This window comes from Thalassorhabdomicrobium marinisediminis (assembly GCF_003072065.1).
Classification (GTDB): domain Bacteria; phylum Pseudomonadota; class Alphaproteobacteria; order Rhodobacterales; family Rhodobacteraceae; genus Octadecabacter; species Octadecabacter marinisediminis.
Genome location: NZ_QCYG01000006.1, coordinates 103316 through 123601 on the forward strand (window position 1 = coordinate 103316; position 20286 = coordinate 123601).

General features: G+C 64.6%; 22 protein-coding genes. 10 read left to right on the plus strand and 12 right to left on the minus strand.

From position 1 onward, the window contains the following. Genes ccoS through ccoN form a run of 8 tightly spaced genes read right to left on the minus strand, consistent with a single transcriptional unit; the run spans window position 1 to window position 7827 of the window. Window positions 1-183, minus strand: coding sequence for a cbb3-type cytochrome oxidase assembly protein CcoS (gene ccoS / locus DC363_RS10200; RefSeq protein ID WP_108641052.1), 183 nt, complete (start codon window positions 181-183; stop codon window positions 1-3). After that, window positions 183-2369 carry a heavy metal translocating P-type ATPase gene (locus DC363_RS10205; protein ID WP_108641053.1) on the minus strand — a complete coding sequence of 729 codons (2187 nt, stop codon included), beginning with the start codon at window positions 2367-2369 and terminating at the stop codon, window positions 183-185. Before DC363_RS10205 ends, ccoS begins: the two co-directional genes overlap by 1 nt. After that, a complete protein-coding gene (locus tag DC363_RS10210) occupies window positions 2366-2818 on the minus strand; it encodes a FixH family protein (protein ID WP_108641054.1) in 453 nt (150 codons plus the stop codon). The genes DC363_RS10205 and DC363_RS10210 overlap by 4 nt, the downstream gene beginning before the upstream one ends. A gap of 1 nt (window position 2819) precedes the next feature. After that, a complete protein-coding gene (gene ccoG / locus DC363_RS16960) occupies window positions 2820-4253 on the minus strand; it encodes a cytochrome c oxidase accessory protein CcoG (protein ID WP_196778410.1) in 1434 nt (477 codons plus the stop codon). 51 nt (window positions 4254-4304) lie between these two features. After that, window positions 4305-5198 carry a cytochrome-c oxidase, cbb3-type subunit III gene (ccoP, locus tag DC363_RS16965; RefSeq protein WP_196778411.1) on the minus strand — a complete coding sequence of 298 codons (894 nt, stop codon included), beginning with the start codon at window positions 5196-5198 and terminating at the stop codon, window positions 4305-4307. Further along, window positions 5195-5410, minus strand: coding sequence for a cbb3-type cytochrome c oxidase subunit 3 (locus DC363_RS10220; protein ID WP_108641055.1), 216 nt, complete (start codon window positions 5408-5410; stop codon window positions 5195-5197). The genes ccoP and DC363_RS10220 overlap by 4 nt, the downstream gene beginning before the upstream one ends. 8 nt (window positions 5411-5418) lie before the next feature. Further along, window positions 5419-6186 (minus strand): cytochrome-c oxidase, cbb3-type subunit II, encoded by a 768-nt coding sequence (ccoO, locus tag DC363_RS10225; protein ID WP_108641056.1) that lies wholly within the window; start codon window positions 6184-6186, stop codon window positions 5419-5421. Window positions 6187-6222: 36 nt separating this feature from the next. Next, window positions 6223-7827 (minus strand): cytochrome-c oxidase, cbb3-type subunit I, encoded by a 1605-nt coding sequence (gene ccoN, locus DC363_RS10230; RefSeq protein WP_108641057.1) that lies wholly within the window; start codon window positions 7825-7827, stop codon window positions 6223-6225. A 205-nt stretch (window positions 7828-8032) separates the two neighbouring features. On the opposite strand from ccoN, the gene DC363_RS10235 reads away from it, so the two are divergent. Continuing rightward, window positions 8033-8875 (plus strand): universal stress protein, encoded by an 843-nt coding sequence (locus DC363_RS10235; protein WP_108641058.1) that lies wholly within the window; start codon window positions 8033-8035, stop codon window positions 8873-8875. 35 nt (window positions 8876-8910) lie between these two features. Here the strand turns inward: DC363_RS10235 and fnrL are convergent, their stop codons facing one another. Further along, on the minus strand, window positions 8911-9633 hold the full coding sequence (gene fnrL / locus DC363_RS10240) for a transcriptional regulator FnrL (RefSeq protein WP_108641059.1): 723 nt from the start codon (window positions 9631-9633) through the stop codon (window positions 8911-8913). A gap of 374 nt (window positions 9634-10007) precedes the next feature. On the opposite strand from fnrL, the gene DC363_RS10245 reads away from it, so the two are divergent. Then, window positions 10008-11030: an aspartate-semialdehyde dehydrogenase gene (locus DC363_RS10245; RefSeq protein WP_108641060.1), complete on the plus strand. Its 1023-nt coding sequence runs from the start codon at window positions 10008-10010 to the stop codon at window positions 11028-11030. 72 nt (window positions 11031-11102) lie between these two features. Here the strand turns inward: DC363_RS10245 and DC363_RS10250 are convergent, their stop codons facing one another. Continuing rightward, window positions 11103-11750 carry a carbonic anhydrase gene (locus DC363_RS10250; protein ID WP_108641061.1) on the minus strand — a complete coding sequence of 216 codons (648 nt, stop codon included), beginning with the start codon at window positions 11748-11750 and terminating at the stop codon, window positions 11103-11105. 138 nt (window positions 11751-11888) lie between these two features. Here DC363_RS10250 and DC363_RS10255 point away from each other — a divergent pair, with 138 nt between their 5' ends. The 3 genes from DC363_RS10255 (at window position 11889) to DC363_RS10265 (ending at window position 14602) form a co-directional block, all read left to right on the plus strand. After that, the gene (locus tag DC363_RS10255; RefSeq protein ID WP_108641062.1) at window positions 11889-12290 is read left to right on the plus strand and encodes a hypothetical protein; all 402 of its coding nucleotides are present in this window, start codon (window positions 11889-11891) and stop codon (window positions 12288-12290) included. A gap of 96 nt (window positions 12291-12386) precedes the next feature. Beyond that, window positions 12387-13766, plus strand: a complete 1380-nt coding sequence (locus DC363_RS10260; RefSeq protein ID WP_108641063.1) for a leucyl aminopeptidase family protein — start codon at window positions 12387-12389, stop codon at window positions 13764-13766. Continuing rightward, window positions 13763-14602 carry a C40 family peptidase gene (locus tag DC363_RS10265; RefSeq protein WP_108641064.1) on the plus strand — a complete coding sequence of 280 codons (840 nt, stop codon included), beginning with the start codon at window positions 13763-13765 and terminating at the stop codon, window positions 14600-14602. Before DC363_RS10260 ends, DC363_RS10265 begins: the two co-directional genes overlap by 4 nt. Before the next feature lie 34 nt (window positions 14603-14636). Here the strand turns inward: DC363_RS10265 and DC363_RS10270 are convergent, their stop codons facing one another. After that, window positions 14637-14972, minus strand: coding sequence for a DUF2794 domain-containing protein (locus DC363_RS10270; protein ID WP_108641065.1), 336 nt, complete (start codon window positions 14970-14972; stop codon window positions 14637-14639). Between the two features lie 203 nt (window positions 14973-15175). Then, on the minus strand, window positions 15176-15469 hold the full coding sequence (locus DC363_RS10275; protein WP_108641066.1) for an I78 family peptidase inhibitor: 294 nt from the start codon (window positions 15467-15469) through the stop codon (window positions 15176-15178). Window positions 15470-15563: 94 nt separating this feature from the next. On the opposite strand from DC363_RS10275, the gene DC363_RS10280 reads away from it, so the two are divergent. The 5 genes from DC363_RS10280 (at window position 15564) to fghA (ending at window position 20283) form a co-directional block, all read left to right on the plus strand. Then, window positions 15564-16676: an S-(hydroxymethyl)glutathione dehydrogenase/class III alcohol dehydrogenase gene (locus tag DC363_RS10280; protein WP_108641270.1), complete on the plus strand. Its 1113-nt coding sequence runs from the start codon at window positions 15564-15566 to the stop codon at window positions 16674-16676. A 111-nt stretch (window positions 16677-16787) separates the two neighbouring features. Continuing rightward, a complete protein-coding gene (gene mbfA / locus DC363_RS10285) occupies window positions 16788-17762 on the plus strand; it encodes an iron exporter MbfA (RefSeq protein ID WP_108641067.1) in 975 nt (324 codons plus the stop codon). 62 nt (window positions 17763-17824) lie between these two features. Further along, window positions 17825-18748 (plus strand): AEC family transporter, encoded by a 924-nt coding sequence (locus DC363_RS10290; RefSeq protein ID WP_108641068.1) that lies wholly within the window; start codon window positions 17825-17827, stop codon window positions 18746-18748. A gap of 12 nt (window positions 18749-18760) precedes the next feature. Continuing rightward, entirely contained in the window at window positions 18761-19456 is a 696-nt protein-coding gene (locus tag DC363_RS10295; protein WP_108641069.1) for a nitroreductase family protein, read from the plus strand. Next, entirely contained in the window at window positions 19456-20283 is an 828-nt protein-coding gene (fghA, locus tag DC363_RS10300; protein WP_108641070.1) for an S-formylglutathione hydrolase, read from the plus strand. Before DC363_RS10295 ends, fghA begins: the two co-directional genes overlap by 1 nt. The last annotated feature ends 3 nt before the right edge of the window (window positions 20284-20286 follow it).

Sequence of the window (20286 nt, forward strand, 5' to 3'; positions counted from 1 at the left end):
CTAGTCTTTTGGTCGGGATTGCGGTGTCTCCGCCGGGTAATCGTCGTAATCATCGCGCAGGATGCGGGCGCTGTCGCCTTCGGGGTCGTCATATTGGTCCGACCGCAGGGTCCACCAGAAGGCCAGCAACCCGAGCCCCCCCAGCACGAGGGACACGGGGATCAGATAGGCGAGCACGTTCATCAGCGGGTCCTCAGCGCGTTGAGAGAGACGATGATCGAACTGGTCGACATGGCAATGGCGGCGGTCAGCGGTGTGGCGAAGCCCAGAAAGGCAAAGGGGATCGCCACGGCGTTGTAGCAAGCGGCCACGCCGAAGTTTTCAAGGATACGTCGGCGGGCCGAGCGGGCAATCCGCACAGCGTCGCCGATGCGCGACACGTCCGGTGCCACCAGCACCATATCGGCCGCCACGCGGGCCGCATCCAATGCCGAGGCCGGCGCGATGGAGACATGGGCCAGCGCCAGCGCCGCCGTGTCGTTCAGCCCGTCGCCCACCATCAACACCTTGCGGCCCGATTGCGCCATTTCGGTGAGGATATCGGCCTTCTGCTCGGGCAGGACCCCGGCGTGCCAATTGCTCAGCCCCAGCGCACCGGCGAAGCGTTTGACGTGCGCTTCAGTGTCGCCGGACAAGATCGTCACTGGCAGACCCTGTTTCTCAAGCGTTTGCAAAAGGGGCTCCACCCCCGGGCGCAGCGCATCCTCGAAATCGAAGGCGACCGAGCCGCGCCCTTCCACGTTGAGCATCGTGCCGCTGCCCTCGGCGCCGACCCAATCCGCACGCCCCAACGCCACGCGCTGCCCCTGCCATTGGCCAGAGATGCCGAAGCCCGGCGTCTCGCGGATCTCGGTCACCTCGACCTCGGGGAGGGTGCGCCGGGCGGCGGCCTGCGCGATGGCGCGGCTTCTGGGGTGTTCGGACGCAAGGGCCAGCTTCGCCGCCAGCGCCATGTCAAGATCGGGGATCGTATCGCCGTGCAACAGCTCGGGCGCGCCAAGCGTCAGGGTTCCGGTCTTGTCGAAGACGACTGCATCTACCTCGGCCAGACGTTCCAGCGCGGTGGCATGTTTGACCAGCATCCCGTGCCGAAACAACGCCCCCGAGGCCACGGTGGACACCGCCGGGACGGCCAGACCAAGCGCACAGGGGCAGGTGATGATCAGGGTGGCGACCGCGATGTTCAGCGCATAGCGGATGTCGCCGCCGGTCAGGTAGAGCCACATCACGAAGGCTGCGAAGGCCAGCAGGTGCACCGCGGGCGCATAGATCCCCGCGGCCCGGTCGGCCAGCGAATTGTAGCGCGACTTGGCTTCCTCGGCCACGGCCACCAGATCGGCCAGCGCATGCAGCATCGTATCCGCGCCCACGGCCGACACACGGACGTGCAGCGGTCCGGTCAGGTTGACCTCACCGGCGCGCACCGGGTCGCCCACAGCGGCGGAGACCGGGTCGGATTCGCCGGTCAGAAAGGCGCGGTCCAGCTCACTGGCGCCGGAGACGATCTCTCCGTCGACGGGCATCCGCGCGCCGGGGCGGACGAGCACCAGATCGCCCACGGAAAGCTCGTCCACCGGCACGGTTTTCGGCGTGTCGTCGTCCAGCAACAGCGCGGTCGGGGCCTCAAGCGCGGCCAGTTCCGTCGCCGCTGAGCGCGCCACCGTGCGCGTGCGCTGGTCCAGATAGCGCCCGGCCAACAGGAAGAAGGTGAGCGACAGGGCCGCATCGAAATAGGCATGATCGCCGGAATGGGCGACCTCGAACAGCGACATGCCCGCGGCCAGAAAGATCGCCAGTGTGATCGGCACGTCCATGTTCAGCCGCGCCACACGCAGCGCCCGCCATGCGTTTACGTAGAAGGGTTTCGAAGAGAACAGGATCGTCGGCAGGGCGATCGCAGCCGACACCCAGTGAAACAGGTCGCGGGTGGCATCGCTGGCGCCGGACCAGACGGCCACCGACAGCAGCATGACGTTCATCATGGCAAAGCCAGCCACCCCTAGCCGCATCAGCAGATCGCGGGCGGCGGTGTCCGATTGCCCGGCGGTGAGCGTCGCTTCGTCCAGAAGCTGCGCGTCATAACCCAGCGCGGCCAGCGCCGAGGTGAGCGCGTCCTCGGCGACCGTGGGGGCCGCATGGACGACCGCGCGTTTGCGCGTCAGGTTCACCCGGACCGAGGAGACCCCGGGCACGGCCAGAAGCCCCCGTTCCACGGTCGAGATACAGGCCGCGCAGTGGATGCTGGGCAGGGAAAGGGTTGTCGTGCGGTCGCCGTCCTGCGCCGTGCCCGCCGCGCGGGACGTGGCCATGGCCGTGGCATCGCAGCCGGGGCAGGCGCTTGGCCCGTTGTGAAAATCGGTGGCGGTCATGGGTTCACCAGAACCACAACACGCTGCTTGAACTCGGTGCCGTCCTCGGCCCGGGCAACCATGCGCAGGTTCCAGTTGCCCGGTGCGGTGGTCACCGGCGCGGTGTAATCCTGGCCGGTGAAGACGAAGGCGGGGGTCTGGTCATCACGCACGTTCGTCGCCCGTCCGAACGTGGCCGACAGGTCCGCGACTTCGACGGCACGGCCCTCGGCGTCGTCGATGTTCAGGTGCAGCGTGTCATCGGTCACCTGCGCCGAGACGGACCAGCCCAGCCCCTCTTGTGCGGCCCGGTCGCTGTCGAAGTTCTGGCTGGCGACGTAGGAGTTCTTCACCTCGAGCCCCGGAAAGGTGTTCACCGCCGAATAGGCAAGAAAGAGGTTCACCGAAATGATCACCCCGAAGGCCGAGGCCATGCCGATGAAAACCTTGCGTCCTGTAAGTGGCGCCATGTCAAAACCCTCCGGTTCCGTTGAAATGCGTGTCCTGATGGGCACGCTCCTGATTGATTGTATCCTCGACCCAGAACCGCAGGGGGGTCCGGTCGGCGGTTGCCGCGGCGCTGCCGGCGGGGGCGCTGACGAAAACCCGCACGAAGTGCGTGTCATCGGCCGGGGCCATCACGGTGGTATCGCCAGTCTCCAACCCCTGAACCGTCAATGCAAGCTCGGCGTCGGATTTGAGCGACAGCTCGAACGGGCGGGCCTCTCCGTGTTTGTTGCGCAGGCGCACCTCATAGACGTTGCGGATCGTGCCGTCAGAGAGCGTCACAAAGGTCGGGTTGCGCACCGCCGCGACTGACATTTCGATGTCCGTGCGGATGAACAGCGCGACCAGCAGGGCAACCCCGACCAGTGACCACAGCGCTGTATAGATCAGCGTGCGGGGCCGCAGGATGTGTTTCCAGATCGGCTTTGTCGGCTCGCCTGCGGCTTCGGCGGGCAGATCGTCCAGCGACAGATAGTCGATCAGGCCGCGCGGCTTGTTGATCTTCGACATGACGTCGTCGCAGGCGTCGATGCACAGGCCGCAGGTGATGCATTCCATCTGCTGGCCGTCGCGGATGTCGATCCCCATGGGGCAGACGTTGACGCAAGCCATGCAGTCGATGCAATCGCCCATGGGCTCCCCGGCCTTGACGGGTTCGGAGTGCTTGCGCGGCTCGCCCCGCCAGTCGCGATAGCCGATGGTAATCGTGTCCTCGTCCATCATTGCCGCCTGAATGCGGGGCCAGGGGCAGGCGTAGATGCAGACCTGCTCGCGGGCGATGCCGCCGAAGAACACCGTCGTCGCGGTGAGGATCGCCATCGTGGTGTAGGCGACGGGATGCGCGGTGCCGGTGAACAGATCGACCAGCAGCGTCGGCGCATCGGTGAAATAGAAGACCCACGCCCCGCCCGTCGCCAGTCCGATTAGGACCCAGACCGCGTATTTTGTGGCCCGAAGGCGCAGTTTGCGGGCGTCCCACTTGGCATTCCAGAGCCGCACGCGGGCGTTCCGGTCGCCTTCGATCCAGCGTTCGGTGGCGATGAACAGGTCGGTCCAGACCGTCTGCGGGCAGGCATAGCCGCACCAGACCCGCCCCATGGCCGAGGTGAACAGGAACAGCCCGAGCCCCGCCATGATCAAAAGCCCGGCGATGAAGTAGAATTCATGGGGCCAGATCTCGATCCAGAAGAAGAAGAACCGCCGGTTGGCAAGGTCGATCAGCACCGCTTGATCGGGCAATTCCGCCCCGCGATCCCAGCGGATCCACGGCGTCAGGTAATAGATACCCAGCGTCACGATCATGATCCCCCACTTGAGGGAGCGGAACTTGCCCTTCACCTTGCGGGGAAAGACAGGCTCATGCTTGGCATAAAGCGGAACGTTCTCTGAGGAGCTCATAGGGCGTGATCCAGTTGTGTCGGAGGCGCCAGCGGCGCCCCCGAAGCGGTATTATTGGGTGCTTCCCAGTTGGTGGACATAAGCTGCGACGGCGTTGACTTCAGCCGGGGTGAGACCACCTGCCGCACGGAATTCCTCTGCCCATGCGGGCATGACCCCGAAACGGGCGTTGTGGATCGACGTCGTGATATCATCGAAGCTGCCACCATAGAGCCAGATCGCATCCGACAGGTTCGGAGCACCGATTTCGATCATACCCTCACCGGCGTCGCCGTGACATGCGGCACAATTGTCCATGAACAGCGGTGCGCCCTCGCTGGCCAGATCGGCGTCGTGGTCGCGGCCCGACAGGGACAGGACGAAGTGTGCGAGGCTCTCGATCTCGTCATCCATCAGCAGCCCGTCCTTGCCAAAGGCCGGCATCTGCGAATAGCGGCTGTCGGGGGATTGCTCGTTGCGGATGCCGTGGGTGACGGTGAAGGCGATGTCCTCGATCTCGCCACCCCAGAGCCATGCGTCGTCCAGCAGGTTGGGATAGCCGCCCGCCTGAACCCCCGCCGCGCCACGTCCGTGGCACTGCGAGCAATTGGCCGCGAAGATCGAGGCACCGGCGTTGACCGCGAAACCGTGCAGTTCGGCGTCGTCACGGATCGTGGTCAGGTCCACCGTGGTCAGCCGGTCCACAAGGTCGGCGTTCGCCGCATCGACGCGGGCGATGTCGCGGGCCACCTCGGCGCGGGTGGAATAGCCCAGAAGGCCCTTGGTGGCCCCGTTGATCAGCGGCCACGCCGGATAGGCAATGGCATAGCCGATCCCCCAGATGATGGTCAGGTAGAAACACCAGACCCACCAGCGGGGCATCGGGTTGTTCAACTCTTCGATGCCGTCCCATTCGTGGCCGGTGGTGCCGACATCGGCGTCATTGTGTTTGGTGTCGTTGCTCATGATCGACCCTCCGAACCGGGTGTGTTGTTGTCATCGTCGTCCTTTTCGGACGCCGGAGTGTCTTCGTGCCGGAACACCACGTCTGCGGCGTCATCGTGCAGGTCGCGTGAGCCGGGCCGGAAGGCCCAGAACCACGTGCCCACGAAGAAGATCACCAGCAGCAAGAGCGCCCAGCTGTCCGCCATCTCGCGCAGGAAGGAATATGTCTCCATGCTTCCCCCTAGCGGCTGGCGACGGGGGTGAAGGTCGAGAAATCGACCAGCGTGCCCAGCATCTGCAAATAGGCCACCAGCGCGTCCATCTCGGAGATGCCCGGCGCGTCGTCGAAGTTGCGCACCTGTGCGCCGGGGTAGCGTTCAACGAGATCGTCCCAGTCGCTGAAGGGATCGGCCTGGGCGATGAAGTCCGCCGCTGCGTTCTCGATCATCTCGTCGGTGTAGGGGACGCCGACCGCCGCATGGGCCTTTACCAGATCCTGCGTGTATTCCGCGGTGATCATCGTGTCGGCCAGATAGGCATAGGGCGGCATGATGGATTCCGGCACCACCGACTGCGGGTCCTTGAGGTGATCCACGTGCCAGGCGTCGGAATACCGCCCGCCCACGCGGGCCAGATCCGGCCCGGTCCGCTTTGACCCCCATTGGTGCGGGTGGTCATACATCGATTCCGCCGCCAGCGAGTAGTGGCCGTAGCGCTCGACCTCGTCCCGCATGGGGCGGATCATCTGGCTGTGGCAGGTGTAGCACCCTTCGCGGACGTAGATCTCGCGGCCCGTCAGCTCAAGCGGAGAGTAGGGGCGCATGCCTTCCACCTCTTCGATGGTGTTCTCGAGGTAGAACAGCGGCGCGATTTCCACGATCCCGCCGATCGAGACCACCAGAAGGCTGCCGACCAGAAGCAAGCTCGCGTTGCGTTCGATGATCTGGTGCTTGTCCAGAAAGGTCCGCTTCCGAGGGCGGTCGCCAACCCCGGTGGCATTGGCGGGCATGGCTGGTTTTCCAGGTTTTTCCATGTCGGGTGTTCCTTATTCAGCGGGGATTGCAGCGTTGTCGGTGGTCGCAGCGGGCTGCGCCTTTCCGAAGGCTGTCATCCAGAGATTGTAGACCATGATGATCGCACCGGAGAGGTAGAGAACCCCGCCCAGACCGCGCACCACATACATCGGGAACTTGGCGTCGACGGTGTCGGCGAAGCTGTTCACCAGGAAGCCCTGCGCATCCACTTCACGCCACATCAGGCCTTCCATGATGCCGGTGACCCACATCGACGCGGCGTAGAGCACGATGCCGATGGTGGCGAGCCAGAAGTGCCAGTTCACCAGCCGCAGCGAATAGAGGCCCGCGCGGTTCCACAGGCGTGGCGTCAGGAAGTAGAGCGCCGCGAAGGTGATCATGCCGTTCCAACCCAAAGCGCCCGAGTGCACGTGCCCGATGGTCCAGTCCGTGTAGTGGCTTAGAGAGTTCACGGCCCGGATCGACATCATCGGACCCTCGAAGGTGGACATGCCGTAGAAGCCCAGCGAGATCACCATCATGCGGATGATCGGATCGGTGCGGATCTTGTCCCATGCGCCCGAAAGCGTCATCAGCCCGTTGATCATGCCGCCCCAGCTTGGCATCCACAGGATGATCGAGAACACCATCCCAAGGGTCGAGGCCCAGTCCGGCAGCGCGGTGTAGTGCAGGTGGTGCGGCCCGGCCCAGATATACAGGAAGATCAACGCCCAGAAGTGGATGATCGACAGTTTGTAGGAATAGACCGGCCGTTCCGCCTGTTTCGGGATGAAGTAATACATCATCCCCAGAAAACCCGCGGTCAGGAAGAAGCCCACGGCGTTGTGGCCATACCACCACTGGGTCATGGCGTCCTGCACACCGGCGAAAAGTTGCACCGATTTCGACCCGAAGATGCTGACCGGCACGGCCAGATTGTTGACGATGTGCAGCATCGCCACGGTGATGATGAAGGCGAGGTAGAACCAGTTGGCGACGTAGATATGCGGCTCTTTCCGCTTCACGATGGTGCCCAGGAACACCACCAGATAGGCGACCCAGACGATGGTCAGCCAGATGTCTACATACCATTCGGGCTCGGCGTATTCCTTGGACTGGGTGGCCCCCAGAAGATAGCCCGTCGCGGCCAACACGATGAATAGGTTGTAGCCCCAGAACACGAACCAGGCGAGGTTGCCGCCCCAAAGGCGCGCCGCACTCGTGCGTTGGACCACGTAGAATGACGTGCAGATCAGGGCGTTGCCACCGAAGGCGAAGATCACCGCCGAGGTGTGCAGCGGGCGCAGGCGGCCGAAGTTGCCGATGCCTTGCAGAACCTCGAAGTTCAGCGCCGGAAAGGCCAGTTGGAACGCGATGAAGGTCCCGACGAGGAACCCGGCGAGACCCCAGAACGCCGTGGCGATGACGCCGTAGCGGATCACGCCGTCCATATAGCCTGTGGGCTGCGGTGGTTTAGGCTCGTCAATCTGGCGCACGCTCCAGATGAACATGCCTGCCGACACCATCATGACGATCAGGGCATGGACCTGATAGGCAAGGTCCCGCGCCCAACTCGCCGCGATGGCGGCCAGCAGGGTGATCACCCCGAACGCCACAACTTTCATTTGGTCCCACATGGTGTCTTTTCCTCTTTCATGTCGCGACAGGGCGCATGGCACCCGCTTTGGCGCAGGGTTTCCCACGACGGGCCGCGACCCTGCCTTGATCCACATCAAGTTTTTGCAGGCGATTGTTTGACCCGTGTCAAAGCCGCGGGCCGCGAAGCGCGCAAAGGTGGCGCGGCGGCGACATGGCAGCGAAAAAGACAAGGAAGCGACGACGATGGCCTATCGAACAATCAGCATGGTCCTGACCGACGAAGAGGTGGACCGCACCACCTTTGACGCAGCCCGCGCGCTGGCAGAGCAACATGACGCACATCTTGAGGTGTTCTGCCTCGGGTTCGATCCCATGCGCTATGACATGGTGCCGCTGGGCACCGCGCCGGTGTTCACGATTCCCTGCACCAGCGACGCCCATGACACCGCAAAACGCATGGTTGACTGGGCAGAGGCGCAACTTGACGCTGCGCGGTTCGCGTTCTCGGTCCGGCCCTTCGTTGTAAGCTCCGTGGCACTGGAAAGCTCGATTGCCGGCATGGTCCGGTTCGCCGATCTGATCGTCGCGACCCAGCCTTACGGCGAAGGGGCCACGCAATTGCAGGTGAGCGTGCTCGAATCGGTCCTCTTCGGGACGGGGGCGCCGGTGCTGGTCGTACCGCGCAGCGCGCAAGACTACACGCGCCCCTTCGCACGGCCGATGATTGCGTGGAACGAAAGCACCGAATCGCTCAGCGCCGTGCGCCACGCGCTGCCCGTGTTGCGCTCGGCCGAACGGGTTGACGTGGTGATGGTCGATCCGCCGTCGCACAGCCCCGAGCGGTCCGACCCGGGCGGCGCGGTCACGATGATGATCGCCCGGCACGGCGCCAAGGTCGAGGTTTCGATTCTGTCCAAAACCCTGCCACGGGTCAGCGATGTGCTGCGCCGTCAGATCACGGACCGGGCGAACGATCTGCTGGTGATGGGGGCCTATGGCCATTCGCGCTTCCGCGAGGCCTTGATCGGCGGCGTGACGCGGGATCTGCTGGAGCAGACCGAGATCCCGCTGCTGATGGCCCATTGATGCGGCCGCGACGGACCTGTTGGGGCGACGGGTGCCTAGGCGAAATGCCCCCGCGCGCCCTCATCCCCGGTTTCTTGCAGAAGCCGCGCCATGTCGGGGATGGTCACATTGCGCTTGCCTTCCAGATGGATGATCCCCTCACGCTTGAGGGCAGAGATCTGGCGGCTGACGGTCTCAAGCGTCAAACCCAGATAATCCGCCATCGCCTCACGCGTCAGCGGCAGGGTGATCTTGACGCCCGTGGCGCGCGCGGGGAAGGGGCCCGCGCTTTCGCGGCGGGCAAAGATGCTCAGCAGGCTGGCGATCTTTTCGCGCGCGGTTTTGCGGCCAAGGATCATCATCCACTCGCGGGCGGCATCCAGCTCGTCCATGGTCATTTCCAGCAGCCGCTCACCAATGGCGGGGGTCTGCATCAACATGGACTCAAAGGGTTTGCGCCGGAAACAGCACAGCGTCACATTGCTGACCGCCACCACGTCATAGGCCGAGGAGGCGCGGCCGGGTCGGCCGACGAAATCGGACGGCAGCAACAGGCCCAGCATCTGCGTGCGCCCGTCTTCGAGGGTCTGCCCAAGGGTCGCCACGCCCGAGACGACCGACGCCAGAAACGTCAGCTCATCCCCCGCCCAGGCGATCGTCTGGCCGGCTTCGTAGGTGCGGTAGAACTTGATTTCCTCAAGCTGCTCCAGCTCCTCCGAATCGCATTTCGCGCAGACCGCGCGGTATCGGATCGGACATTCGGAACACTGAGCATCCATTCCCGATATTCGAGTGACCAACACCGGGCCCCCCTTTCGTTCACTGTTTTGCAAGCCCCGTCGTATGCTGAAAAGCCGGCAGGCACCGGCTGACCAACGCGCCGCCCGGGGGCATTCGTTCAATCTGTTGCACCCCTTATATCAGCCGCCACCGGGACAGGCACGGCGAAAGTCGCCCGCCGCGCAAGATGACGCAGGGTGTTACTGCGGTGCCGCCAACGGGGAAATCGCCCGGCTCGCCTGCACCGTTCCCGGCCGCGCGGAACAGTCGCGCAAGCGCCGTTGCGGCGTCGCCCCTTTTGTTCATGGGGCTTTCCGTCTATGAGGCGGCTGTCCCATACGGGGCATGAGTCTCTTATAAAGGAACCAGACAAATGGGCTACAGAGTCGTCGTAGTCGGCGCCACGGGCAACGTGGGCCGCGAAATGCTCAACATTCTGGCAGAACGCCAGTTCCCCGCGGATGAGGTTGCCGTTCTGGCATCGCGCAAATCCCTGGGCACCGAGGTGAGCTTTGGCGACAAGACCTTGAAGACCCAGGACCTCGATGTCTTCGACTTCACCGGATACGACATCGCCTTCTTCGCCATTGGCTCCGACGCCACGAAGAAATACGCGCCCGTTGCCGCCAAGCAGGGCTGCATCGTCATCGATAACTCGTCGCTCTATCGCTATGACGCCGACGTGCCGCTGGTGGTGCCCGAAGTGAACCCCGAAGCGGTTGAGGGCTACGCGAAGAAGAACATCATCGCCAACCCGAACTGTTCCACCGCGCAGATGGTTGTGGCGCTGAAGCCTCTGCACGACCGCGCCCGGATCAAGCGGGTGGTGGTGAGCACTTACCAGTCGGTTTCGGGCAGTGGCGCGGACGCCATCGACGAGCTTTGGAACCAGACCAAGGGCGTCTATGTCCCCGGTCAGGAAGTCGCGCCAAGTGTCTATCCCAAGCAGATTGCTTTCAACGTGATCCCGCACATCGACGTCTTCATGGACAGCGGCGACACCAAGGAAGAATGGAAGATGGTCTCGGAGACGAAAAAGATCGTCGATCCGTCGATCAAGGTCACGGCGACCTGCGTGCGGGTCCCGGTCTTCGTCGGTCATTCGGAAGCGATCAACATCGAGTTCGAGGACCCGCTGGACGAGGATGAGGCCCGCGACATCCTGCGCGAGGCCCCCGGCGTCATGGTGATCGACAAGCGCGAGGACGGCGGCTACGTCACGCCGGTCGAATGCGTCGGCGACTTCGCCACCTTCATCAGCCGGATCCGTCAGGACAGCACGATCGACAACGGTCTGAACATGTGGGTCGTGTCGGACAACCTGCGCAAGGGTGCCGCACTCAACGCGGTGCAGATCGCCGAGACGCTGGGCGCGCGTTGCCTGAAAAAGGGCTAACGGCGAACCCCTTCAGACATGCGAACGCCCCGTGACTCACGGGGCGTTTTTCTTTGCCTGGATACGCGGCGTTCAGACCGGGCGGAAGGCGCCGCTGGCCGGGTCATAGGCTTCAAGGTCGCCCGCGCCGATGTCATGCCACAACCCGTGCAGCGACAGACGCCCCGCCTCGACCGCGGATTTGACATGCGGGAACGTCATCAGGTTCTCGAGCGAGATCACCACACATTCCCGTTCAAGCTGGCGCACCCGGCTTTCGTCATCGCCCTCACCCAGCTTCTCGAACCCCGGGCGCAGGATGTCCATCCAGCGGCCCACATAGCTGTCCTTGGATTCCAGCTCGGGCGCGTTGCCCGAACACATGTCGTAGCAGCCCTTCACGCCGCCGCAGCTTGAATGGCCCAGCACGATCAGGTGCGACACCTTCAGCGCTGTGACGGCGTATTCCACCGCAGCCGAGGTGCCGTGATGATTGCCGCCGGTTTCGGCCGGAGGGATCAGGTTGGCAATGTTGCGGTGAATGAAGAACTCGCCCTGATCGGCGCCGAAGATCGAGGTCACATGCACCCGGCTGTCGCAGCAAGACACCACCATCGCGCGCGGGTGCTGGCCGTCTTCCGCCAGTTGCAGATACCAGCCTTTGTTCTTTTCGTATCCGGTGGCCTTCCAGCCGTGATACCGGCGGACAAGGTAGTCAGGAAGCGGGCGGGCATGTTCCATCGGGGGGATCCTTTTGACTGGTTTCCCTATGTCTTAGGGCGATTTTGAGCGAATTTCGAGGGATAAATCACGGGCCGCGCAATCACTTGGAAACCCGGACCGCCTATCAGCGGGACGGGGCATAAGAGTGGAACGAACATGAGACAGACAAAAACCTGCGCGCCGCAACCGGTGGCGCGCCTGATCCCGCGTGAGTTGGGCGAGCTTGATCTGGACGCGATGTCGCCTTTCGCGCGGGCGGGCAACAGCTTTGAGCAAAGCGATCTGATCTGCGCGGGACTTGAGGAGATGTCGCGCCATCTGCGGCGGCTCGACGATGATTTCCGCGCGGGCCAGTTCGACAGGATTGAAATGCGCGCCCGCGCGCTGGTGGTGCTGGCGGACCAGTTGGGCCTGTGCCGCGTGGGACAGGTGGCTGCCGACGTCGTCTATTGCGTTACCAGACCGGATGAAATCGCCCTGTCTGCGACCCTGTCGCGGCTGATGCGCTTGGTATCGCAGGCGCTTGATCACGCGGCGGACCCATTGCCGGCGCTCTGACGCGGGGGGGCGGGGGCAGCTTGCGGGCGGGCAGGGGGCGTGGCCCTTGCCGGACCGATGGGCTAGGGTGCGCGCACGTTCAGCATCCGAGGTTCCATGTCCCCCAAATTCGCCCACCCTTCATCTGACGCGGTCAAGCTGATCGCGGTCCATTCCGACCAACTCGACACGGCGCTGGCCGCGCTTGAACCGGCCCGGGCCGACTGGCTGAAAGCCACCGGTTTCGACGGTGCAATCGGCGCCCATGCTTTGCTGTCGGGCGCGACGGGCGGCGTCGCGCTGGCCGTTGTCGGACTGGGCAAGACGGGCCAGTCCCGCACCCGGTTCGCGATTGCAGCGGGCGCGTCGAGGCTGCCTGAGGGTGTCTATACGCTCGCGACCGAGATGACCGGCGCGGCGCTGGACGAGGCGGCGCTGGGCCTGCTTCTGACCGGCTACCGCTTCGACCGCTACAAGCCGGCCAAGGCCCCGCTGCCCGCGTTCACCGCCCCTGCCGGTGTCGATGCCACACGGCTCGAGGCGCTGGCGGCGGGCGAATGCCTCACCCGTGATCTGATCAACACGCCCGCGTCGGACATGGGCCCCGCAGAGCTGGCCGCCGCTGCGCAATCGCTGGCTCAGGCCCACGGGGCGAGCTGCACTGTGACCTTGGGCGACGATCTTCTTGAGCAGAACTTTCCGCTGATCCACACCGTGGGCCGCGCCTCTCCGCGAGCGCCGCGGCTGATCGATATGCGCTGGGGGCAGAGCGGGCCGAAGCTCACGCTCGTCGGCAAGGGCGTGTGTTTCGACACCGGCGGGCTGAACCTCAAACCCGGGGCCTCCATGGGGTTGATGAAAAAGGACATGGGCGGGGCGGCGACGGTGCTGGGTCTGGCTCATATGATCATGGCGCTGGGCCTTGCCGTGCAATTGCGCGTGCTCATCCCCGCGGTCGAGAATGCGGTCGATGGCTCGGCCTTCCGGCCCGGCGACGTTTTGACCAGCCGCAAGGGTCTTACGGTCGAGATCAATAACACCGACGCCGAAGGGCGGCTGGTGCTGGCCGATGCGCTGGCCCTGGCGGATGAGGATCAGCCTGACCAGATCATCTCGATGGCGACGCTCACCGGAGCGGCCCGCGTCGCGGTGGGCCCCGACCTTGCGCCGTTCTACACCACCGATGACACCATGGCCCGCGCCCTGCCGCAGGCGGCGGGTGAGGTTGCCGACCCGGTTTGGCAGATGCCGTTCCACGCCCCCTATGAGGCGATGATCGAGCCGGAGATTGCCGATCTCGACAACGCGCCCTCGGGCGGGTTCGCGGGCTCGATCACGGCAGCCCTGTTCCTGCGGCGCTTCGTGACGGCCACGCCCTACACCCATTTCGACATCTACGGCTGGAACCCCACCGCCGCCCCCGCCCGCCCCAAGGGCGGCACGGGACAGGGCGCGCGGGCGCTGCTGGCCGCCCTGCCGGAGGTTCTTGACCTATGAGCGATCCCCGTCTCACCCCCGCCAACGGCCGCGTCGCGGCGACCTATCTGCAAGGCACGGTCGAGGCCGACCAGTTCACCGAGGGCACCGCAGCCTCCGTCGCGCAAAACGTCGTGAACCTTTACGACGCGCCCCGCGGCAAACGTGAACGGCAGCTTTTGCTGGGCACCGGCGTTGTGGTCTATGAGGCCCGCGACGGCTGGGCCTTTGTGCAGTCGAAACGTGACGGCTACGTGGGCTATGTGGCCGAAGGGGCGCTGGCCGATCCGGTCGCGCCCACGCACCGCGTCGCCACCCCCGCCACCCACGCCTTCACCACTGAAGACTTCAAATCCCCCGACCTGATGCACTTGCCTTTCGCGGCCGAGGTCGTGGTTCTGGACGAGCGGCGCAAGATGTTCGAGACGCCGCAGGGGTTCATTCCCAAGAAGCACCTGCGCCCGCTCGAACAGCCGTTTCAGGATCCCGCGACGGTGGCGCAACTGTTCTTCGGCGTGCCCTACCTTTGGGGCGGCAATTCGACCCTTGGCATCGACTGTTCGGGTCTTGTGCAGGCGGCCTATCTGGCGTGCGGCTATGCTTGCGACGGCGACAGCGATCTGCAGATGGAGCGGTTGGGCCACGCGCTGGCGCCGGACGCGCCCCTGACGCGCGGCGACCTGATTTTCTGGGACGGGCACGTCGCCATGATGGTGGACGGCGAGACGATGATCCACGCCAACGCCCACCACATGGCGGTGGCCTATGAGGGGTTGGAGCAGGCGGCGCTGCGGATCAAGGCGCAGGGGGACGGAGAGGTACTGGCCCGACGGCGGGTGATCCAAGCGGCAATCTGACAGCGACGGCCCCGCCGTTGCGCTGCGGCGGGCGCTAGTCCACGACGCGGATCAGCTTGCGCTCAAGCACGCGCAGCACCTGTCGCAGATCGTTGCCGCGTTTGAGGATCTGCCCCTCCATCCCCAGCACGACGTATTGCCCCTGTTTCAGGCGCAGGGCGGGGCGTTTCTCGATGCGGTACATCGGATGCTCGGCCGTGCGGCGGAACACCGAGAACACGGCCACGTCCTTGAGGTGGGAAATCCCGTAATCCCGCCATTCGCCGGCGGCCACGAAGCGCCCGTAAAGCGACAGGATCACCGCAAGCTCGGTGCGGTGGAACGCGACCTGTGCGGCGGCTGGGCCGGGAAAGGGGGTGGGTGCATTCATGGGTCAAGATTTGCCCCTTCTGGCGGGCAAATCAACCGTGCGGGGCGTAACGTCGCGGAAATGCCCCCGCGCCAGCGCAAACCCGCCACAATCCAGGGGCATAGAATACCCACCGACAGTCCCCCGGGGGTGCGTTGTATCAGCCCCCACCAGTGCGCGTCCTCGGGGTGACGTCGGTTCCCCAAACCCCCGATATTTCCGGATCAGGTGCAGGTGATCGAGGTGATCCGGTTGCTGTCGTCGATGTGGAAGTTGATCCGCTCGGGCCGGAAATCCATCGTCACCGCATCCCCGGGGCGGATGATGCGGACCGGACCCATGAGCAACACCCGCTCCAGCGCGGTCGCGTCCTGCCCCACAAGCCCCGCGTGCTGCGCGGCGTTGCAGGTGTCATCGGCGGGCGCGGGCACCGCGGGGCCGGTGGGCTGTTGCGCTGGCCCGTCCAGCGAGGCACAGGCCGTAAGGAAAATCAAAGGCACCATAAATATTTTGTTCATAGCGCGACTATCGGCTGTTTTCCGGCCTCTGGCAATGGCATTGCATGGCGCGCGTCTTTCCCACAGGATGGACGCCAGATAAGGAGTTATGACCATGAGAACACGTGCTGCCGTCGCCCTCGAAGCGGGCAAACCCCTCGAAGTGATGGAGGTCAATCTTGAAGGCCCCCGTGCCGGTGAAGTGCTTGTAGAGATCAAAGCCACCGGCCTGTGCCACACCGACGAATTCACCCGCTCGGGCGACGATCCCGAAGGCATCTTCCCCGCGATCCTTGGCCATGAAGGCGCGGGCGTGGTGATCGAAGTGGGTGAGGGCGTCACCTCGCTTGAGGTGGGCGACCACGTGATCCCGCTTTACACGCCGGAATGCCGTGAGTGTGAATACTGTCTGAACCCCAAGACCAACCTGTGTCAGGCGATCCGCACCACGCAAGGGGCGGGGCTTCTGCCCGATGGCTCGACGCGCTTCTCGATGCTCGATGGCACGCCGATCCACCACTACATGGGCTGTTCGACCTTCGCCAACCATACCGTCGTGCCCGAGATTGCCTTGGCCAAGGTGCGCAAGGACGCGCCCTTCGACAAGATCTGCTACATCGGCTGCGGCGTGACCACGGGCATCGGCGCGGTGATCAACACCGCCAAGGTCGAGATCGGCTCGACGGCCATTGTCTTCGGTCTGGGCGGCATCGGGCTGAACGTCATTCAGGGGCTGCGGCTGGCGGGTGCGGACCAGATCGTCGGCGTTGATCTGAACGACGACAAGGAAGAGATGGGCCGCCATTTCGGGATGACCGATTTCGTGAACCCGACGAAGGTCGACGGCGATATCGTGGCCCATCTGGTTGAGCTGACCGGCGGCGGGGCCGACTATACCTTCGACGCCACCGGCAACGTCAACGTCATGCGGCAGGCGCTGGAAAGCGCGCACAAGGGCTGGGGCGAAAGCATTATCATCGGCGTGGCCGGTGCGGGGCAGGAAATCTCGACCCGTCCGTTCCAGCTTGTCACCGGACGCAGCTGGCGCGGCACGGCCTTTGGCGGCGCGCGCGGGCGCACTGATGTGCCGCAGATCGTGGACTGGTATATGGATGGCAAGATCGAGATCGACCCGATGATTACCCATACAATGGGGCTTGAGGACATCAACAAGGGCTTCGATCTGATGCACGAAGGCAAATCCATTCGCGCTGTCGTCGAATTCTGATCACCGGAGGCCCCGCCCGCCTGTCGGTCGGGGCCATTCGTCCCCATAGAACACCCTTGCACCATGCGCGAAATCCCATAAGTTAGAACTGTTCTAAACGATGGGGCCGCCATGCTGACCGGATTTTCCAACCGCCGCCGTTTCAAGGACCTCTCCGAGCAGGAGGTGCTGGCCCTTGCGATCTCCTCCGAAGAGGACGACGCCCGCATCTACCGCACCTATGCCGACCGCCTGCGGGCCGAGTTCCCGGCGTCCGCCGCGATCTTCGACGGGATGGCGCTGGAAGAGGACAGCCACCGGCGCCAGTTGATCGATCTGCACCAGCGCCGTTTTGGTGAAACGATCCCCCTGATCCGCCGTGAGCATGTGGCCGGCTTCTATGCCCGCCGCCCCGTCTGGCTGGTTGAAAACCTCGGGCTAGATCGCATCCGGGACGAGGCGCGGCAGATGGAGCGCGACGCGCAACGCTTCTACGAGACCGCCGCCGCAGCGTCGTCCGATGCCGCCACGCGGCAACTGCTGGGTGATCTTGCCGCCGCCGAAGCGGGGCATTCAGAGCTGGCCGGCGATCTCGTCGAGCAGGTCTCACCCGACGTCGATGCCGAGGAAAAGGACGCCGCCCACCGGCAATTCGTGCTCACCTGGGTGCAGCCCGGGCTGGCGGGGTTGATGGACGGGTCCGTCTCCACCCTCGCGCCGATTTTCGCCACCGCCTTTGCCACCCATGACACCTGGACCACCTTTCTGGTCGGCCTCGCGGCGAGTGTCGGGGCCGGGATTTCCATGGGCTTCACCGAAGCGGCCAGCGACGACGGGCAGATTTCGGGGCGGGGATCGCCGGTCAAGCGGGGCTTTGCCTCGGGGATCATGACCACGTTGGGGGGCTTGGGCCACGCGCTGCCCTATCTTATTGCTGATTTCTGGACGGCTACCGTGCTGGCCATCGCCATCGTCTTTGTCGAGCTTTGGGCCATCGCGTGGATCCAGAACCGCTACATGCAGACGCCGTTTATGCGCGCAGCCTTTCAGGTCGTCGTCGGCGGTGCATTGGTTCTTGCGGTGGGCGTGTTGATCGGCAGCGGCTGACGGTGAACCCTTAGCAGCGCAGTCGGGCTTTACCTTTCCGGGCAAGGTGCTAGGCCTGTGCCATGCTAGAAATCCTCCTCCAGACCTTGCCGTTTTTCGCCCTGATCGGCCTGGGCTACGGCGCGGGTCGGACGGGGTTTTTCACGCCCGAGGCGACCGCCTATCTGACCAAGTTCGTGTTCTATTTCGCCCTGTCCGCGATGCTGTTCCGCTTTGCTGCGAACCTGTCGCTGGCGGCGATCCTCGATTGGTCCTTCGTCTTTGCCTATCTATCGGGGACGCTGTGCATCTACGTGCTTGCCACCGCCGTCGCCCTGCTGCGCAAGCGCGGCGTGGAAGAGGCTGCGGTCGAAGCGCAATGCGCGGTGATCGGCAACGTGGGCTTTCTGGGCATCCCGATGCTGGTGCTGCTCTTGGGGGAGCCGGCGATCGGGCCGGTGATGCTGGTGCTGGCGGTGGACTTGATCGTGTTCGGCTCGCTCATCGTGATCCTGATCACCGGCTCACGGGACGGGCGCGTCTCTATCGGCATTCTGCGCACGGTGGGTCTGGGTCTGCTGCAAAACCCGATGATCGTGTCGATCTCGCTGGGGCTCCTCGTCTCGGCGCTGGCCCTGCCGATCCCCGGCCCGGTCAACGAATTCCTGTCGATCCTTGGCGCGGCCGCGACGCCGGGGGCGCTGTTCGCCATCGGCGCATCGCTGGCGACGAAATCCGCCGAGCGGCTGATCGTGGCGGGCTGGCTGTCCTTCGCCAAGCTCATCCTGCACCCCGCCGCCGTCGCTGTGGCCGCGCTCGTCATCTTTCCTGTCGAACCCTATGCTGCTGGGGTGATGATCGCCGCTGCGGCCTTGCCCGTGGCGGGAAATGTCTACATTCTTGCGCAGCACTACGGCGTGGCACCGGCGCGGGTTTCCGCCTCGATCCTCGTGTCCACGACGCTCAGCGTTTTGACCATCTCGGCCGTGATCGCGGCTGTGACCTGAAGAAAGACCCCCATGACCGACGCCGCTCCGACCTACCAAGCCCTGCCCCTACCCGACCGCGCCGACTTCGACGACGCGCAGATGCTCGAGAAGGCCGGGCAGTTCTATGCGCACATGCGCGCGCGCCACACGATCCGCGACTTCAGCGACCGTCCGGTGCCGAAGCAGGTGATCGAAGCCTGCGTGCTGGCGGCGGGCACCGCCCCCTCGGGCGCGAACCAGCAGCCGTGGCATTTCGTAGCAATCCGCGACCCGGCGATGAAGGCCAAGGTGCGCGCCGCGGCCGAGGAGGAAGAGCAGCGGTTCTACGACGGCGGCGGCGGCGATGCCTGGCTCAAGGCGCTGGAGCCCATCGGCACCGACGCCAGCAAGCCGCATCTGGACATCGCGCCTTGGCTGATCGTGGTTTTCGCCCAACGCTGGGGGGAGCGGGACGGCGCGCGGGTCAAACACTACTACGTGCCCGAAAGCGTCGGCATCGCCACCGGCGTGCTGATCACCGCGCTGCACACGGCGGGGCTGTCGGTTCTGACCCATACGCCGAACCCGATGAAATTCCTCAATGGCTTGTGCGACCGGCCTGACAATGAGAAGCCGATCATGATACTGGCTGTGGGACACCCGGCGGAGAATGCGACCGTCCCGGCTGTGGCGAAACAGAAAAAACCGTTGGCACGCGTGCTGACCACCTTTGAAGGAGAGAGCTGATGGAGACCCTATCCGAGAACCGTTGTTTTGGCGGTGTGCAGGGCGTGTACAAGCACCGGTCTGACGCGACCGGTACCGACATGACCTTCGGTCTGTTCCTGCCCGAAGAAGCGCAGGACGGGCCAGTTCCGGTCTTGTGGTTCCTTGCGGGCCTGACGTGCACCCATGAGAACGCCATGACCAAGGCGGGCGCGCAGGTCTGGGCCGCCGAGCACGGGATTGCGCTGTGCTTCCCCGACACCTCACCCCGGGGGGAGGGCGTGCCGAACGACGACGCCTACGATCTGGGGCAGGGCGCGGGCTTCTACATCGACGCCACGCAAGAGCCTTGGTCCGAGCATTTCAAGATGTGGACCTATACCGCAGAAGAGCTGCCCGCGCTGTTGGGTGAGCATTTCGCGATCGATCTGGACCGTCAGTCGATCACCGGCCACTCCATGGGCGGGCATGGTGCGCTGACCATGGCGATGGCGCTCAAGGGCCGGTTCCGGTCCGTGTCCGCTTTCGCACCGATCTGCAACCCCACGCAAAGCGACTGGGGCCGCAAGCAGTTCTCGGCCTATTGGGGTGACGAGGAAAACTGGGGCCCCCATGATGCGACGCTGCTGATGCAGGATGCGGGCTTTGACGGGCCGCTGTTGATCGACACCGGCACCGACGACCAGTTTGGCGACCTGCTGGGCACCGAAGCCTTTGCCGCCGCCATGGCCGCGAAACGGCAAGAGGGGCAGCTGCGCCTGCAGAAGGGCTATGATCACAGCTATTACTTCATCTCGACCTTCATCGAGGATCACGTGGCCTTCCACGCAGAGGCGCTCTGGCGCTAGACT

What these genes read in the sequence shown, in the direction of transcription:
- ccoS (WP_108641052.1), bottom strand. Translation starts at nt 183, where the DNA reads ATGAACGTGCTCGCCTATCTGATCCCCGTGTCCCTCGTGCTGGGGGGG.
- DC363_RS10205 (WP_108641053.1), bottom strand. Translation starts at nt 2,369, where the DNA reads ATGACCGCCACCGATTTTCACAACGGGCCAAGCGCCTGCCCCGGCTGC.
- DC363_RS10210 (WP_108641054.1), bottom strand. Translation starts at nt 2,818, where the DNA reads ATGGCGCCACTTACAGGACGCAAGGTTTTCATCGGCATGGCCTCGGCC.
- ccoG (WP_196778410.1), bottom strand. Translation starts at nt 4,253, where the DNA reads ATGAGCTCCTCAGAGAACGTTCCGCTTTATGCCAAGCATGAGCCTGTC.
- ccoP (WP_196778411.1), bottom strand. Translation starts at nt 5,198, where the DNA reads ATGAGCAACGACACCAAACACAATGACGCCGATGTCGGCACCACCGGC.
- DC363_RS10220 (WP_108641055.1), bottom strand. Translation starts at nt 5,410, where the DNA reads ATGGAGACATATTCCTTCCTGCGCGAGATGGCGGACAGCTGGGCGCTC.
- ccoO (WP_108641056.1), bottom strand. Translation starts at nt 6,186, where the DNA reads ATGCCCGCCAATGCCACCGGGGTTGGCGACCGCCCTCGGAAGCGGACC.
- ccoN (WP_108641057.1), bottom strand. Translation starts at nt 7,827, where the DNA reads ATGTGGGACCAAATGAAAGTTGTGGCGTTCGGGGTGATCACCCTGCTG.
- DC363_RS10235 (WP_108641058.1), top strand. Translation starts at nt 8,033, where the DNA reads ATGGCCTATCGAACAATCAGCATGGTCCTGACCGACGAAGAGGTGGAC.
- fnrL (WP_108641059.1), bottom strand. Translation starts at nt 9,633, where the DNA reads ATGGATGCTCAGTGTTCCGAATGTCCGATCCGATACCGCGCGGTCTGC.
- DC363_RS10245 (WP_108641060.1), top strand. Translation starts at nt 10,008, where the DNA reads ATGGGCTACAGAGTCGTCGTAGTCGGCGCCACGGGCAACGTGGGCCGC.
- DC363_RS10250 (WP_108641061.1), bottom strand. Translation starts at nt 11,750, where the DNA reads ATGGAACATGCCCGCCCGCTTCCTGACTACCTTGTCCGCCGGTATCAC.
- DC363_RS10255 (WP_108641062.1), top strand. Translation starts at nt 11,889, where the DNA reads ATGAGACAGACAAAAACCTGCGCGCCGCAACCGGTGGCGCGCCTGATC.
- DC363_RS10260 (WP_108641063.1), top strand. Translation starts at nt 12,387, where the DNA reads ATGTCCCCCAAATTCGCCCACCCTTCATCTGACGCGGTCAAGCTGATC.
- DC363_RS10265 (WP_108641064.1), top strand. Translation starts at nt 13,763, where the DNA reads ATGAGCGATCCCCGTCTCACCCCCGCCAACGGCCGCGTCGCGGCGACC.
- DC363_RS10270 (WP_108641065.1), bottom strand. Translation starts at nt 14,972, where the DNA reads ATGAATGCACCCACCCCCTTTCCCGGCCCAGCCGCCGCACAGGTCGCG.
- DC363_RS10275 (WP_108641066.1), bottom strand. Translation starts at nt 15,469, where the DNA reads ATGAACAAAATATTTATGGTGCCTTTGATTTTCCTTACGGCCTGTGCC.
- DC363_RS10280 (WP_108641270.1), top strand. Translation starts at nt 15,564, where the DNA reads ATGAGAACACGTGCTGCCGTCGCCCTCGAAGCGGGCAAACCCCTCGAA.
- mbfA (WP_108641067.1), top strand. Translation starts at nt 16,788, where the DNA reads ATGCTGACCGGATTTTCCAACCGCCGCCGTTTCAAGGACCTCTCCGAG.
- DC363_RS10290 (WP_108641068.1), top strand. Translation starts at nt 17,825, where the DNA reads ATGCTAGAAATCCTCCTCCAGACCTTGCCGTTTTTCGCCCTGATCGGC.
- DC363_RS10295 (WP_108641069.1), top strand. Translation starts at nt 18,761, where the DNA reads ATGACCGACGCCGCTCCGACCTACCAAGCCCTGCCCCTACCCGACCGC.
- fghA (WP_108641070.1), top strand. Translation starts at nt 19,456, where the DNA reads ATGGAGACCCTATCCGAGAACCGTTGTTTTGGCGGTGTGCAGGGCGTG.